The organism is Tolypothrix sp. VBCCA 56010 (genome assembly GCF_050875635.1).
Lineage (GTDB): Bacteria > Cyanobacteriota > Cyanobacteriia > Cyanobacteriales > Nostocaceae > Hassallia.
In genome coordinates this window covers 38,094-52,346 of the sequence record NZ_JBPAOH010000010.1, presented here as the reverse complement: position 1 = coordinate 52,346, position 14,253 = coordinate 38,094, and the positions used below count along the sequence as shown (strand labels likewise).

At 42.0% G+C, this 14,253-nt stretch carries 16 protein-coding genes; 9 read left to right on the top strand and 7 right to left on the bottom strand.

Annotated features, from left to right (window positions below):
* Both AABK37_RS05575 and AABK37_RS05570 read left to right on the top strand, forming a co-directional pair.
* On the top strand, positions 1-984 hold the full coding sequence (locus tag AABK37_RS05575) for an NAD-dependent epimerase (RefSeq protein WP_432550602.1): 984 nt from the start codon (positions 1-3) through the stop codon (positions 982-984).
* A 283-nt stretch (positions 985-1,267) separates the two neighbouring features.
* Entirely contained in the window at positions 1,268-3,154 is a 1,887-nt protein-coding gene (locus tag AABK37_RS05570) for a glycosyl hydrolase family 28-related protein (protein ID WP_432550601.1), read from the top strand.
* Positions 3,155-3,651: 497 nt separating this feature from the next.
* On the opposite strand, the gene AABK37_RS05565 is transcribed toward AABK37_RS05570, so the two are convergent.
* The 6 genes from AABK37_RS05565 to AABK37_RS05540 form a co-directional block, all read right to left on the bottom strand.
* Positions 3,652-4,239 carry a YdcF family protein gene (locus AABK37_RS05565; protein WP_432550600.1) on the bottom strand — a complete coding sequence of 196 codons (588 nt, stop codon included), beginning with the start codon at positions 4,237-4,239 and terminating at the stop codon, positions 3,652-3,654.
* Positions 4,240-4,558: 319 nt separating this feature from the next.
* Entirely contained in the window at positions 4,559-4,717 is a 159-nt protein-coding gene (locus tag AABK37_RS05560) for a hypothetical protein (RefSeq protein WP_432550599.1), read from the bottom strand.
* Between the two features lie 74 nt (positions 4,718-4,791).
* Complete coding sequence (locus AABK37_RS05555; protein ID WP_432550598.1) at positions 4,792-4,989, bottom strand: hypothetical protein; 198 nt, start codon at positions 4,987-4,989, stop codon at positions 4,792-4,794.
* Between the two features lie 88 nt (positions 4,990-5,077).
* Positions 5,078-5,941 (bottom strand): GDSL-type esterase/lipase family protein, encoded by an 864-nt coding sequence (locus AABK37_RS05550; protein WP_432550597.1) that lies wholly within the window; start codon positions 5,939-5,941, stop codon positions 5,078-5,080.
* 47 nt (positions 5,942-5,988) lie between these two features.
* Positions 5,989-6,306 carry a MerR family DNA-binding transcriptional regulator gene (locus AABK37_RS05545; RefSeq protein WP_432550596.1) on the bottom strand — a complete coding sequence of 106 codons (318 nt, stop codon included), beginning with the start codon at positions 6,304-6,306 and terminating at the stop codon, positions 5,989-5,991.
* 11 nt (positions 6,307-6,317) lie between these two features.
* Positions 6,318-7,256, bottom strand: coding sequence for an NAD-dependent epimerase/dehydratase family protein (locus AABK37_RS05540; RefSeq protein WP_432550595.1), 939 nt, complete (start codon positions 7,254-7,256; stop codon positions 6,318-6,320).
* A gap of 208 nt (positions 7,257-7,464) precedes the next feature.
* On the opposite strand from AABK37_RS05540, the gene AABK37_RS05535 reads away from it, so the two are divergent.
* From AABK37_RS05535 to AABK37_RS05505, 7 genes are all read left to right on the top strand, one after another.
* Positions 7,465-8,610: a glycosyltransferase gene (locus AABK37_RS05535; protein WP_432550594.1), complete on the top strand. Its 1,146-nt coding sequence runs from the start codon at positions 7,465-7,467 to the stop codon at positions 8,608-8,610.
* 112 nt (positions 8,611-8,722) lie between these two features.
* Complete coding sequence (locus AABK37_RS05530; protein WP_432550647.1) at positions 8,723-9,484, top strand: sugar transferase; 762 nt, start codon at positions 8,723-8,725, stop codon at positions 9,482-9,484.
* Positions 9,485-9,933: 449 nt separating this feature from the next.
* Positions 9,934-11,013, top strand: coding sequence for a GDP-mannose 4,6-dehydratase (gmd, locus tag AABK37_RS05525; RefSeq protein WP_432550593.1), 1,080 nt, complete (start codon positions 9,934-9,936; stop codon positions 11,011-11,013).
* 25 nt (positions 11,014-11,038) lie between these two features.
* Entirely contained in the window at positions 11,039-11,983 is a 945-nt protein-coding gene (locus AABK37_RS05520; RefSeq protein WP_432550592.1) for a GDP-L-fucose synthase family protein, read from the top strand.
* 14 nt (positions 11,984-11,997) lie between these two features.
* Positions 11,998-12,621 carry a DUF6756 family protein gene (locus AABK37_RS05515; RefSeq protein WP_432550591.1) on the top strand — a complete coding sequence of 208 codons (624 nt, stop codon included), beginning with the start codon at positions 11,998-12,000 and terminating at the stop codon, positions 12,619-12,621.
* A gap of 109 nt (positions 12,622-12,730) precedes the next feature.
* Positions 12,731-12,961 (top strand): addiction module protein, encoded by a 231-nt coding sequence (locus AABK37_RS05510; protein ID WP_432550590.1) that lies wholly within the window; start codon positions 12,731-12,733, stop codon positions 12,959-12,961.
* Positions 12,958-13,248: a type II toxin-antitoxin system RelE/ParE family toxin gene (locus tag AABK37_RS05505; RefSeq protein WP_432550589.1), complete on the top strand. Its 291-nt coding sequence runs from the start codon at positions 12,958-12,960 to the stop codon at positions 13,246-13,248. Before AABK37_RS05510 ends, AABK37_RS05505 begins: the two co-directional genes overlap by 4 nt.
* Positions 13,249-13,393: 145 nt before the next feature.
* Here the strand turns inward: AABK37_RS05505 and AABK37_RS05500 are convergent, their stop codons facing one another.
* A complete protein-coding gene (locus AABK37_RS05500; protein WP_432550588.1) occupies positions 13,394-14,074 on the bottom strand; it encodes a tetratricopeptide repeat protein in 681 nt (226 codons plus the stop codon).
* Between the last annotated feature and the right edge of the window lie 179 nt (positions 14,075-14,253).

The following is a 14,253-nucleotide window of genomic DNA, read 5'->3' as shown; positions in this document are numbered from 1 at the left end:
ATGAGTTCTGTTCTAGTTACAGGTGTAGCAGGTTTCATTGGTTTTTACCTCTGTCAAAAACTGCTATCTAAAGGCGATACCGTTGTTGGCTTAGATAATTTAAACGACTATTACGATGTTAAACTCAAATGCGATCGCCTTCAGCAACTACAGGAAAATGAGAACTTTAGCTTTTATAAATTAAACTTAGCAGATCGAGAAAGTATAGCTAAATTATTTACAGTTCATCAGTTTGATATTGTAGTCAACCTAGCTGCTCAAGCAGGCGTGCGCTACTCCATCAAAAATCCCCATGCCTACACAGACAGCAATCTAGACGGTTTCATTAATATTCTGGAAGGTTGCCGTCATTCCCAAGTCAAACATCTAGTATTTGCTTCTTCAAGTTCGGTATACGGAGCCAATACGAAGATCCCCTTTTCCGTAAACGACAATGTCGATCGCCCCATCAGCCTCTATGCCGCCACAAAAAAAGCTAATGAACTGATGGCATACACCTATAGTCATCTGTATTGCCTTCCAGCTACAGGACTACGCTTTTTTACGGTATATGGGCCTTGGGGTCGTCCTGATATGGCTTACTATTCCTTCACAAAATCAATCTTGGCAGGTGAACCAATTAACGTATTCAATTATGGCAAGATGCAACGAGACTTTACTTATATCGACGATATTATTGAAGGTGTGGTGAGGGTTATTGATAAAATCCCTACACCAGATTTAGATGCGAGCATTCCTCCTTACAAAATCTATAACATCGGCAACAATCAACCCGTAGAACTACTACACTTTATTGAAGTGCTAGAAAGTCATTTGGGTAAAAAAGCACAGAAAAATTTTTTGCCAATGCAACCGGGTGATGTTGAAATCACATATGCCGATGTTGACGATCTCGTTCAATATGTCGGGTTCAAACCAAATACACCAATTGAGGTAGGATTAGAAAAATTTACATCCTGGTTCAAGTCCTACTATGGCATTTAGTGCTTGGTAGGCAAAATCATAGTTTTTCAAGACGCGGCTTCAAACTTGCTCCCGTCCTCCCAGTCACAACCCACACAACAGATCGCCCAAATCCCTTACCATCCGCACCAAAGACTCCGACTTCTCACCCCTTAAAGACACTGCAACAGATATTACCGCATATCCCGTGATTGGCTGACTTGAAAATATGGTAAAGGGGGAAAAACCTATTTTCATGTTTACTTGTATGCGAAGCTCATGATGGCTACTTACTTGTTATATCCCAATCTGAGAGAGAAGAAAAATGACCAAAATGACACGTCGTAAGTTTGCTGCTATTACTATGCTTACTAGCGGATTTGCGGTTGCAATCCAACCAGTTTCTAGCAAAGTTATGACATTAAAAGAGTTTGTCTCGGTTAAAGATTTTGGTGCGGTTGGTGATGGCATTACGGATGATTCTAGCGCGATTCAATCTGCGGTTACAGCATCAAACAAGGTTTATATTCCTGCGGGCACTTACAAAATAACCAAAGGGATTACGATTCCATCTAATCGAGAGATATTTGGGGATGGGGCTGGGACAATTATTCAGCTAGCGGCAAATTCAATCACTGCTTTTAGTACAGGAAATTCTAGCGACAGTTCAAATATCTTTATTCATAATTTACTGATTGATGGAGGAGGGCAGACCTCTACTATTTCTACAGGATTTCGTGGTTGCGTAGGTATTTACGCTACGCGCATTTCTAACCTCAAAATCAATAATGTAGTAATTCAAAAAATGGGAGTCTCGAACCAAGTAAAACCAACAATAGACAGTGATTCAGGGGGTTTCGGAATTATTGTTGAGGCTCGTTATGGCAGCATTCAAAATATTCGCATCTCTAATTGCACCATAAATAATATTGCAGGTGGTGGGATGAATTCGGGTGATGGAATATACATTGCCGGATATGCGAAAGGGGTGGGTCTATCTCATACAGATGTAGTGATTCGTGATTGTTGGGTATCGACTTGCGGCAGGCATTGCTACACGGTTGCTGGTGGCAGTGGTGAGACAATTCCATCTGGTATTAAAATCATCAATTGCTATGCTGAAAAAGCGGCTCTCGATGGATTAGATATTGAGGATGGATACGAGGTTTTGATTGATGGTTGCACTTTTTATGCCTGTGGAAACGATCAAACTTATTTTAATCCTGTATCCGCATACGGAGCTTCTTATAGATTACTTGCTGGGATCGCTACAAGTAATAATTCGGTAAATATTAGCATTATCAATTCGCGATTTGATCGCTGCTATTATGGGATTACATACGGAGCAACTCAAGGATTATTAGTTCAAAACTGTAATTTTGCCACTAGCATTGTCTCAGATTTGACGATGGGAGGAGCGGCGGGAGCATTAGACTTTAGAATAATTGGCTGTGAATTTAAAAGTATTACCGATCTGCTCGAATACTATCAAACAAAATCAGGATGTGGATTTATAGCTAATGCTTGCATATTTTATGGTACAGCTAAAGTAGTTGCAATGGCAGATGGTATCTTTCAAAATTGCAATTTCAGGAAAGGATTTGCAGTTACAGGAGGATCGGGGCTTTTCGCTAGGAACAAATTCTTAGGCTGTATCTTTACCGATTGGAATGGTGTAGGGTTACGATGCGACAGTGATAATTATCAAAGCCTTGATTGCATCGTTGATAGCTGCTCGTTTTATGGTATTGGCAATCTGATTTATGGTATTTCTTTAGGTTATTTCAGTGTTGCTCGATGGATGATAAGGAATTGCTTATTTTCGGGGCTAGCAACGGCTGGTATTTATCAAGCCAATGGTGCAGGAGCAAAATCGTTTTCTGCTTACAACAACAGTTTTGTGAGTTGTGCGGCTGGCATATTGGTAAAACAATCAATTAATGATTGTGTGATAAGCGGGAATGTTTTCAACAAGGTAACTGGATATTGTATAAGTATTTCAGACATTACCTCTGCCGCTCCGATGCGCCGAACATCAGTTATCAATAATTTGATAGCAGAAGGCTGTAATAATGGCATTCATATCGCTACCTCAACTGGTTCTTTTGATTATTGTGTAATCACTGGAAATAATACAAACGGTGCATCTGGGACTAAATGGTCATTGACCACAGCGCAAAATAAAAACGGTGTAACCGCGAACAATAACTAGGTCGGACTAAATAAAGCAAAGATAAATTTTCGTACTTTTGACTTCAAATCGATATTGGTGCAAATTTCACAATTTTATGCTGTAACTTCTGCCACAGAACAAGAAGTAATAAAGCCAGATGTAGTTGATTGAATTAGAAATTAATATCTCTCCATACTTTAGACTCAGCAAAGCGACTCAAATGCTTAACATTTGTGGTAGCAATAACAATATAACGACTAAACACTTGTCCGAAGCGATTGCCGCGCAACGCTTATCATCTGGCTTTGCGAAGCGCGTAGTCCTCAAAGGAGCGTCTCGTTCGCGATCTTCGTCTCCGACAGGAGAAGAGAAGTAATCTCAAAATCTTGCGATTGCTTGTCTGCGACACCAAGAAAGAACGTTCCTCGCTTCGGACATATCGCAAGTAATTTGTCGAACATGATATGATTGCTGCTCTTTTTCCCATTTAGATTTATCAGCAGTAACTACATGACGATTTAATTGGAGCAGTTGTTTTAAAGCATCAAATGCGGGTTCAAACTTGCTCCCGTCCTCCCAGTAAAAATCCATACCACAGAACGCCCACAATCTCGCAGCACTCGCACCAGGGTTTCTGACTTATCTCCTCGCGAAGGAACCCCCACAGGTGTAACCGCAATTCCGTGACTGCCCAAAACTATGGATGCGATCGCTCTTGCCCTCTTCATGTGATAATCTGACGTAATCAGATAAATATGCTGTAACTTCTGCCTGACAAAATCTTCTACCAAAGTCGTAAAATTAGTCACAGTATCCGTTGCTCTACCATCCAAGTGCAACCGCTGATTCGGAACGTCAAACTGTTGGAAAATGCGACGATTAACATCCAGATTCCAAGCGTAATCAGAAACCCAAATATCTAAATTGGTGTGAGATTGCCAAAATCGGGCAGCAAACTCCATTCTTTCGGAAGCACTCCCCAAGACTAAAATAGTCTGGGGTATTGGGGCTTGATGAAAGGCGATCGCTATCCTACCAGGAATAATACCAGTTAATATAAATGCGATCGCACTTACTAGCCTTACCAATCTCAGGCGATCGCGTTTAGAGACTTTGCGTTTCATACTATTTTGTAGAAGCTAGCCATTTACTAAGTCGATACATCAGGAAAGAAAATAAGTATGAGCAAGAATATCTCGTAAACCCGCAATCGAGTCGCGACTCTATTTGAGGATAACGAGTACGCATATCTTGGAGAACATTTTTAGGACTTACGCACCCACTAAAGTCTTGTAGGGGCAATTCATGAATTGCCCCTACGTAAATTCAAGCTTTTGACAACTTTTTGCGTAAGTCCTAATTTTAATTAGATAGATAATTATGATGTGTTATGACACAATCAACCACAAAGTGACTTCTGGAGGGAGTGTCGCTGCTTTTAAACTACTCGCTTGCTGGTTGGTAAATTTGCCGCAATTCGTCCACCGAATCCGCAGTTTCTATCGCTTCTAAAATAGCTGACAACAAGTTAACATCTCCAATAGATTCAATTTCAGGTAACAAATTTTGACCTGACTCCCCAAATTTGAGCTTTAATCCCATAGATTTGTAAAATGTCCTTACTCGGTGAATCAAATTCGGTTTGAGGGTTTGTCATGAAAGTACATTTTTATAGTTTATCCTTGTTTATCATCCCAGTCAGGTGGATTATAAATTTTCAAATCGGAAACCCAAATATCTAAATTAGAGTGAGACTGCCAAAACTGCGCTGCAAACTCGATTCTTTCAGAAGCACTTCCCAACACTAAAATAGCCTGGGGTATTGGTGCTTGATAAAAGGCGATCGCCAACCTGAGGGGAATAATACTAGCCAAGAAAAAGGCGATCGCGCTCTATATAATACTAAAGCTACTTTGAAATGCCGTGGCTTCTTTGCCTATCTACAAAAACACTTCACAGATGTTAATAGTTTTTAGAAGTTGTCGGAATAATGGGCGTTTGCGCCCTTTGGAGTACCGTTTTAAGGGCACGAGTCCACTCTTGTGCTATAAACCTATTGCCCTGCTCGTTAAAGTGGAGACCGTCGCTGCTAAAAATATCGCCCTGTTTGCTTCGAGCAAGTATTGAAGCGTGCATATCAAGGAAGAAGATTCGCTTACCCTGTGCGGAGAGCTTTGTGACACGTTGCTTAAGGAATGCGTTGGCAGTAGTTTTAGTTTGATTAGCATCAGCGCCCTTCTGAATATCCCATTTAAACGGGGGAATTGAGGCGATTATAACTTTGGCGTTGGGACGTAATAACAAGATATCATCGATAATCCCTTGAAGGGATTTTGTAAGAAAGCCTGAGGTGTTATCGCCTCGTGCATCACTACCAAAGAAATCATTAGTGCCGAGCATTATCAGCACCACATCAGGCTTGGTCGCTTGAACCCAGTCTCGAATGCCTCCTGGGTTTTTCTCCCACGAGGGAAGACGAACATTTGATTTCGGTTGTTGCAACACCTGCGCTGCTGACCAACCACCATGACACTCATTATCGGGGTCAGTATATGCGCCGTCTTTTTTAGTTCCCACCCAGTCTATGGCAGACCCAAATTTGGTGTGTGCTACCTGACTACGCAGAGCGGCAATGTTGCTTGCACATAGAGAGTCTCCTAAAGACATCACTTTAGTAGCTGCGGTGGCAGTTCCAACCGGAAGAAAACACAGTAGTATGGCGGCTAGACTAGAGTTTCCCCACCTACAGTTAGCTATTTTTTCGGTTACGCACTCAATACTCTTCTCTATGCTCAAAAAGCGGCGAATTTGATTTTGGATAGCCATTATGTCGCCCAGTGTGATTAATCAGCATACGATTCCCCATTGTACGCTCACAGAATCAGCTTTCCTTCTGATTCCCATCGCCTTAACGTGGATGCAGATACGCCAGTTAACTCGCCAAACTCTGAAACCTTCCACATAAAATTCTCATAGCAGCTTAAGCTCATCCCACCCTTGGAAGGAGTGGGCAATTCCTGCGCCGACTTTCTGTAAAAGCCTTCTCCAATTGTCACAGGAACAACAGGTGGATTTGGTCTGCCAATGCGATCGCCCAGAATAATGGAAATAATACCGGAACACTTTAACGCGATAGCGTTCGCGCCCCTCGTCCGCTCTGCGGAAGCGCTGCTGCCCTTGGCAGATCGCACCAACGCTTTAACTAACTACCAACCACTTTCAAAATCTCCTCATCCGTAGAAAAATCAACTTCAGCCTTATCTTGCCCTGAAGCAAGATAATCATTCTGTAAAGAATCTTGTAGCCCAGAAATTAAATCATATTCAGGCTGCCAATTTAACTCTTTCATCGCTTTATTCACCGATGCAAAGAAATGCTGCACCCGCATCGGGAAAGCTTTACGTTTGCCAAAATCAAACTTTTTCGGGTCATAATGAACGATTTTCACATCATCCGGTGATTTACCCGCAGCAACAGCACAAGCACGGGCTAAACCATCAAAAGTGACAAAGCGATCGCCTGACACATTATAAATTTGCCCTATGGCTTGTTTGTTACCTACAATCTTAGTCATTGCCTTTGCCAAGTCTTTCACATGACCAAATTGGGTGATGTGCATCCCATTACCGGGGATGGGAATCGGGCGATCGCGTACAATTCTATCAAAAAACCAACTTTCCAACTCGTTATAATTACTCGGACCATAAATATAAGTTGGACGAATCGACGTAAAAGGCAATCCCGATTGTGTTAAAAATGCTTCCGTTTCATGCTTACCTTTGTGGCGGCTTTTTGGATCGACTGCATCTCCTTCTACATGAGGCATTTGATCGGATTTGAGGTACACCCCAGCCGAACTCATATAAACAAAATGTTGCACGCGATCTTGAAAAATTTCCGCCAATGGTTGAGTATCAGTAAGTTCCCGTCCGTTATTGTCAAAAATGACATCAAAGTTTTCTTGTGATAACTTTTCTTTAAGCTGTGCCGCGTCAGTGCGATCGCCTGTAATTTGTTCTACTTGTTGGGGTGCTGGACGATTGCCACGATTGAACAGTACCACAATATGTCCGGATTCCACCAGCATCTTCGTGAGATAGACACCAATGAACCGAGTACCACCCATAATTAAAATTCGCATAAATTCCCTATTTTATCTCAGTAGTAGGGGCTAGCCCCTAGCCCCCAATTTGAGGTTATCAGGTTGCGGTATCCTGCGGAAACTCTTTCACTGATAATTACGTCTTGTGATGAATGTGGGGCGATCGTCCATGAATTAATTGCAACCGGAAAGTTTTCAGTTAATCTCATAACTTCCCAAGCGTGTTTTCTACCAATTACAGTTAGCAGTGCCCTTAAAATATGCTTTAGTTCATGAATGGCTTACACCCAAAGCCACAGGCGGTTCAGAACTCGTTGTCCGGGAGATTCTGAATCACATTGATGCTGACTTGTATGCCCTCATCGACTTTGAATCTACTAATCCTGAAAGTTATTTATACAAGCGTCGAATTGGTACAACGTTTGTTCAGCACTTTCCCTTCGCCCGCGATGGTGTTCAAAAATACTTGCCATTTTTACCGCTGGCGATTGAACAATTAGATTTACGGGAGTATGACATAATTTTGTCTTCATCCCATGCCGTTGCTAAAGGCATCCTCACCACTCCCGATCAGTTGCATATTTGCTACTGTCATAGTCCCATGCGTTATGCCTGGGATTTGACTTTTGATTATCTAAAAGCAAGTAAGTTAGGCAATGGTTTACCTGGGTGGGCAACGCGGTATTTACTGCATCGTTTGCGCTTTTGGGATGTGTTAACGGCAAATCGCGTTGATTATTTTATTGCTAACTCACAGCATACAGCTCGTCGAATTTGGCGCTGCTATCGACGAGAAGCAAAAGTAATTTATCCACCGGTGAATATTGAAGGTTTGCCATTTTTTCCTCAAAAAGAGGATTTTTACCTAATAGTTTCCCGGTTAGTAAGTTATAAACAAGTATCTTTAATTGTCAAAGCTTTTAATCAGCTGCAACGATCTTTAGTAGTAATTGGTACAGGACCAGAGATGAAAAAAATTCAGGAAATAGCGGATTCTCATATACAAATACTGGGGTGGCAACCAGATGATGTAGTAAAAAGATATATGGCTAGTGCCAAAGCGTTTGTGTATGCAGCTTGTGAAGACTTTGGCATTGCTTTGGTAGAAGCACAAGCTTGTGGTACGCCGGTGATAGCTTATGGTGCAGGTGGTGCTTTAGAAACTGTGCGGGATATTCGCACAGTTGAAGTGGGTACAGGGACGGGTATATTCTTCAAAAATCAGACTCAGACAGACCTTGTAGAAGCAGTAGAAACCTTTGAAGCGTATGAGGGTAAGTTTAATCCAGAGTATGCGCGCTCGCACGCTGCCCAATTTGATGTGCAAACATTTGCAAAACGTTATCTAGATTTTATAAATACGTGCAACGAAAAAAGACCATTTTTGGAGTAACGGTCTTAATTTTTGCAATAGTTTTCTAGGCTTTTGGAAAATTACCCCCAGAAGCACCTCCGAAAGGCTTTAAGATTGGGACTATGTGTGGTGTGGATTATTTAGGAGTATGATGACTGCCCAGAGCTCACTCCTCTCCGGCAAGCGGCGAAGCCTACGGCAAGATGCTAGCGCGTCTGTGCGTACTTTCTTAAAAGGTGGTCAAAAAACCAAGACACCTAGATTTAAACCCAAAGCATTGACTTTACAAGGTTTAAACGGAGAGTTTGCCAAGCGACTGTTCGACATTTTGTTTTCGCTGTTAGTACTGATATTGTTTTCGCCTGTTTATTTGGTTTTGACCTTACTGATTGCTTCCAGCTCGCAAGGTCCGATTTTTTATATACAGGAACGAGTCGGCAAAAACTATAAGCCATTTAATTGTATTAAATTCCGAACAATGGTGAGCAATGCTGACGAAGTTCTCATGCAAATGATGGAAACTTCCCCAGAATTGCGACAAGAGTTTGAGACTAGTTTTAAGCTCAAACATGACCCCAGGATCACAAAAATTGGTCGATTCTTGCGAATTACCAGCTTGGACGAGTTTCCCCAATTTTGGAACGTTTTAAAAGGGGATATGAGTGTTGTTGGTCCGCGACCTTTAGTAGAAGAAGAACTGCCAAAGTACGGGTCTGCGATCGAGCAAATTTTAACTATCCGACCAGGAATTACGGGATTGTGGCAAGTTTCAGGGCGCAATGACATTCCCTACCCTCGGAGAGTTCAAATAGACCTGCATTATGTCAAATTTGGCAATCTTTGGCTCGATTTATGGATCATCTTGAAAACTGTTGGTGTTGTCGTTATCCCAAAAAATAACGGTGCATATTGATAACCTAATTGTTTCTTCAGCCCAAAAGTAAACGACGGTTCACAAACCGAGAAATCCCATGTGCTGATAGCCGTGGGATTTTTAATAGATTCTTCTTTAGAAACCCGACTTCTTAAAGAAGTCGGGTTTCTGAGCACGGTGAATCTTCACAAATCATATAGGATTGCTATATCTATCAAAAATTTCTACTTTATTCTATCTTAACAAAAACTAGGTTTTCATAAAATTCTGGTAAAGATGAAAAAATTATACAGAATTAGGTCAAGTCTGCCGAATAAAAGTAAGGCGATAACGTAATAATACTTAAACTTAAGTACTAGTACTTAAGTTGATAGCACACATGCCAGCAAAATTCGTAGGTTTCCCATTGGGCAATTGAGCAATTAGCTGCTAGGTTGTATCAGTTTGCCTGTATTTATTTAATCAAAAACGACAAGGGATAATTGAGCATGACCCAACAAAAGCGAGCGTTAATTACTGGTATTACTGGTCAAGATGGTTCATATCTGAGTGAATTTCTGCTCTTACAAGGTTATGAAGTTCATGGTATTATCCGTCGGACTTCTACTTTCAACACAGACCGCATCGATCACATTTATGAAGATCCTCATAAACAAGGAGTGCGGTTATTTCTTCACTACGGAGACCTGACAGACGGTACCACACTGCGCCGCATTTTAGAAGAAGTCCAGCCGGTAGAAATTTACAACCTGGGCGCTCAATCTCATGTACGGGTAAGTTTTGATTCACCGGAATACACCGTGGATGCAGTCGGAATGGGAACTCTGCGTTTGTTAGAAGCGATTCGTGACTATCAACATCGCACCGGGATTCAAGTGCGATTCTACCAAGCAGGTTCTTCGGAAATGTATGGTTTGGTACAAGCTGTGCCACAAAGCGAGACAACACCGTTTTACCCCCGCAGTCCCTATGCTTGCGCTAAGGTTTACGCTCACTGGCAAACGGTGAATTACCGCGAATCTTACGGAATGTTTGCTTGTAATGGCATTCTATTTAACCACGAATCGCCGAGACGCGGTGAAACATTTGTGACGCGCAAGATTACAATGGCAGTCGCCAAGATTTTTGCTGGTAAGCAGAAAAAACTTTACATGGGCAATCTTGATTCCAAACGGGATTGGGGCTACGCCAAAGATTACGTCAAGGCGATGTGGCTCATGTTACAACAGTCCGAGCCAGACGATTATGTGGTTGCTACTAATGAAACCCATACAGTACGGGAATTTTTGGATTTAGCGTTTGGTTATGTGAATCTCGATTGGCAAGATTATGTTGAGTTCGACCAACGTTATCTGCGACCGGCTGAAGTAGACTTGTTAATTGGCGACTCTACCAAAGCGCGGCAAAAGTTAGGCTGGGAACCATCGGTAACATTTAACCAGTTGGTAGCGCTGATGGTAGAAGCAGATTTGCAAGCACTCGGTTGCACTTCACCGAATGGACATGGTTCGCAAATGCCTCGTGATATTGCTACTATTCGTCAAGAACTGGGTGTTCTCCACTTGTGATTAACATACCGATGAGGAGAAAAATATGACCGCCTTAGAACTAAAAAATAAACGGATTCTCGTTACAGGTGGAGCTGGGTTTTTGGGGCGTCAGGTAATAGAGAAGCTGTGTAAGGCTGGAGCCGATCGCCAAAAAATTACAGTTACGCGATCGCGTGATTGCGATTTACGTATCTGGGAAAATTGCCAACGCGCAGCTGACCAACAAGACATTATTATCCACCTAGCAGCTCACGTTGGCGGTATCGGTCTCAACCGGGAAAAACCCGCAGAGTTGTTTTACGACAACTTGATGATGGGTACGCAGTTAATTCACGCTGCTTACCAAGCTGGAGTAGAAAAATTTGTTTGTGTTGGCACTATTTGCGCCTATCCCAAATTTACTCCAGTACCATTCAAAGAAGATGACCTTTGGAATGGCTACCCAGAAGAAACTAACGCCCCTTACGGAGTTGCCAAAAAAGCGCTTTTAGTGCAACTGCAAGCTTACCGCCAGCAGTACAACTTTAATGGCATTTATCTTCTGCCGGTAAATTTATATGGACCAGAAGATAACTTTGACCCCAGTAGTTCCCATGTCATCCCAGCGTTAATTCGCAAAGTTCATGAAGCGCAAATTCAGGGACAAAAGAAACTTCCGGTTTGGGGTGATGGTAGTCCTACCCGCGAGTTTCTTTATTCTGAAGATGCAGCGCGGGGTATTGTCATGGGCACTCAATTCTACAACGATTTTGAACCGGTTAACTTGGGCACCGGTTATGAAATCTCCATCCGCGATTTGATTAATCTTATTTGCGAATTGATGGAGTTTGACGGCGAAATTGTCTGGGAAACCGACAAACCGAATGGTCAACCCCGTCGCTGTTTGGATACCGAACGGGCAAAACAAGCCTTTGGTTTCACCGCTCAAGTAGACTTCAAGCAGGGGCTGAAGAATACCATCGAGTGGTATCGTCAACACGCTGCATAATTATAGGGTGGGCATTGCCCACCTTTAATAATTTAAAATTAAAAATAAAAGTTTATTTTATTTTGGGAAAGTTGATTGAAAAAACAACTGCACCAAAGCATATGTTATTTGTGACTCAACGTTCAGACTTTAGAATAGACATTGAAGAAGCAAAGCAAGCACTAAACCTGTCCGAAAACGACTTCAGGTTAGTTAGTCTCCACGAATACGAACGTATATTGATAGCAATTCTCGACAAATTTACAACCCTTGGTAAAAAAGGATTAGGCTATTCTTGTTGGTGGGATTCACTCAAAAAACCCATTTCCTCGATTCAGATGGAATATGCACCCGCAGTTTTGACAGAACTTGTTCCTCCAGAAGAAACAGTTTGGTTTATTGCTGAAGATTGGCTCAGTACGAAACTACATGGCAAGTTTTGGCTTTATGAGGGAAAGGTTGTAGCAGTTACTGAACTGCTTGGAGAAATGTATGGTTTTGAATACTATGTTGTTTCTAAGAAGTTTGAGTGGCTACTTGGCGAAGACCATCATGGTATTTTAATTGGTGTTGGATACCCTATAGTTGAAAAGATAGAATACTTAAAGTCAAATTGTAAAAATGCTCGCGTCACAAAGCATTTAATGGTGAGTTCATAGCGATCGCAAAGAGTGAAAATACCCAGTAGTGACCGCATCCTGTCACTACAATAATTGTGGAGGTCAAATTGTTGTTACACTGTGAGCATTCAACATTCTGCGGCTAGCTATGCGGTCAATTGAGCAACTGACAGAAGAAATTTTATCTTTGCCTAGTGCGTCGAGGGCGCTCTTGGCAGAAAAGATAGTGGAAAGCCTGGAATTCGATACAGACCTAACAATTCAGGCTGCTTGGATTACTGAAGCCCATAGGCGACTTTCTGAGGTTCGCAGTGGAGATGTCCAATCGATTCCAGGAGAAGAAGCTTTGGCTCAAGTGAGGCGACTACTTGGGCAATGAAGTATGTATTTCACCCGGAGGCACTCACTGAATATACTGAAGCTGTGCAGTATTATGCAAAGCAACGTGCTGAGGTAGCGCAAGCTTTTATTGATGCTGTTGAGGATGCAGTTTATCGAATAAAAGAGTCTCCGACTCGTTGGGCTGTGCTTGATGAGGACGTTCGCAGATGTTTGACTCAAAAGTTTCCTTATGGAATTCTTTATACAATTGAGCAGGACTATATTTTGATTTTGGCTGTTATGTATTGCAGTCGAGAACCTGGATATTGGAAAAGCCGCAGGTAGCACAAAATCGCCAACAACTTAATATTACGTTTGCCTGCTTCGTTTCTAATATAATATAGCTGCAAGTCTGGCTGATAATAATCAGGTTATCTTACCAGTACATGCAGCTATCATTGTGAGGTGGTGACTGTATTCTAAAGTTTAATCAGCCTCCCAAATCTCGCAGCAAAGCTTCTACCCTTGCCACGCCATCTGAGTCATTGCGACGTTGGTACAAGTCACGCGCTTTATTAAGTACATTACTCGCTTCTTTGGCTTTTCGCCGTTGCTTGAACATTGAACCCATCAACTCATAAGTTTGGGCATTATTCTTATCAATATTAATCGCTTGGTCGTAAGCCCACATAGCTGCTTCATAATCTCCCAGACGGGATTGTGTCACACCCAATCCCAAGTAAGCATTAATATTGTTGCGGTTGAGCTGTATCGCTTTACGATAAGCGTCCTTTGCCCCAGCAGTATCTCCCAAATTTCCTTTGATATAACCTACAGCATAGAAAAAATCGCCATTGTTAGGATCAATACCAAGAGCGCGACGGTAAGCCGCTAACGCTGCTGGGAAATTTCCTTGTATAGCGTATAAATAGCCCATGCCAGAATGAATTTTGGCATTCTTTGGCTCGATCGCTACTGCTTGTTGATAAACAGAAATCGCGCCGTTATAGTCTCCAGAATTCACCAACCGCCGCCCATCTTCTAGCAATTGCTTTAACTCTGCGCTTCTAGCTTGCGCTACTGTTACCTGAGCCTGAGCCACCGAGGGGATTGTAGCTGCAAAACTACCTAATAAAATAACACTTAGTAGAAATGATGTCTGCTTGTACACCGTAATTATCCTGAAGTATTTGGCAATTTTTTTCACATGTCGTGTAATTGCATGTACATTAAAACAAAAATCTTGAGTTTTGAAAACTGTATTTATTCTGTTTTCATATTTATTATTGATGCATTACACTCATCCGTTAAGGTCAGCGCCGTAGCGTTTGTCTTGGCTGATACCATTTT

What these genes read in the sequence shown, in the direction of transcription:
- AABK37_RS05575 (WP_432550602.1), top strand. Translation starts at nt 1, where the DNA reads ATGAGTTCTGTTCTAGTTACAGGTGTAGCAGGTTTCATTGGTTTTTAC.
- AABK37_RS05570 (WP_432550601.1), top strand. Translation starts at nt 1,268, where the DNA reads ATGACCAAAATGACACGTCGTAAGTTTGCTGCTATTACTATGCTTACT.
- AABK37_RS05565 (WP_432550600.1), bottom strand. Translation starts at nt 4,239, where the DNA reads ATGAAACGCAAAGTCTCTAAACGCGATCGCCTGAGATTGGTAAGGCTA.
- AABK37_RS05560 (WP_432550599.1), bottom strand. Translation starts at nt 4,717, where the DNA reads ATGGGATTAAAGCTCAAATTTGGGGAGTCAGGTCAAAATTTGTTACCT.
- AABK37_RS05550 (WP_432550597.1), bottom strand. Translation starts at nt 5,941, where the DNA reads ATGGCTATCCAAAATCAAATTCGCCGCTTTTTGAGCATAGAGAAGAGT.
- AABK37_RS05540 (WP_432550595.1), bottom strand. Translation starts at nt 7,256, where the DNA reads ATGCGAATTTTAATTATGGGTGGTACTCGGTTCATTGGTGTCTATCTC.
- AABK37_RS05530 (WP_432550647.1), top strand. Translation starts at nt 8,723, where the DNA reads ATGACTGCCCAGAGCTCACTCCTCTCCGGCAAGCGGCGAAGCCTACGG.
- gmd (WP_432550593.1), top strand. Translation starts at nt 9,934, where the DNA reads ATGACCCAACAAAAGCGAGCGTTAATTACTGGTATTACTGGTCAAGAT.
- AABK37_RS05520 (WP_432550592.1), top strand. Translation starts at nt 11,039, where the DNA reads ATGACCGCCTTAGAACTAAAAAATAAACGGATTCTCGTTACAGGTGGA.
- AABK37_RS05510 (WP_432550590.1), top strand. Translation starts at nt 12,731, where the DNA reads ATGCGGTCAATTGAGCAACTGACAGAAGAAATTTTATCTTTGCCTAGT.
- AABK37_RS05505 (WP_432550589.1), top strand. Translation starts at nt 12,958, where the DNA reads ATGAAGTATGTATTTCACCCGGAGGCACTCACTGAATATACTGAAGCT.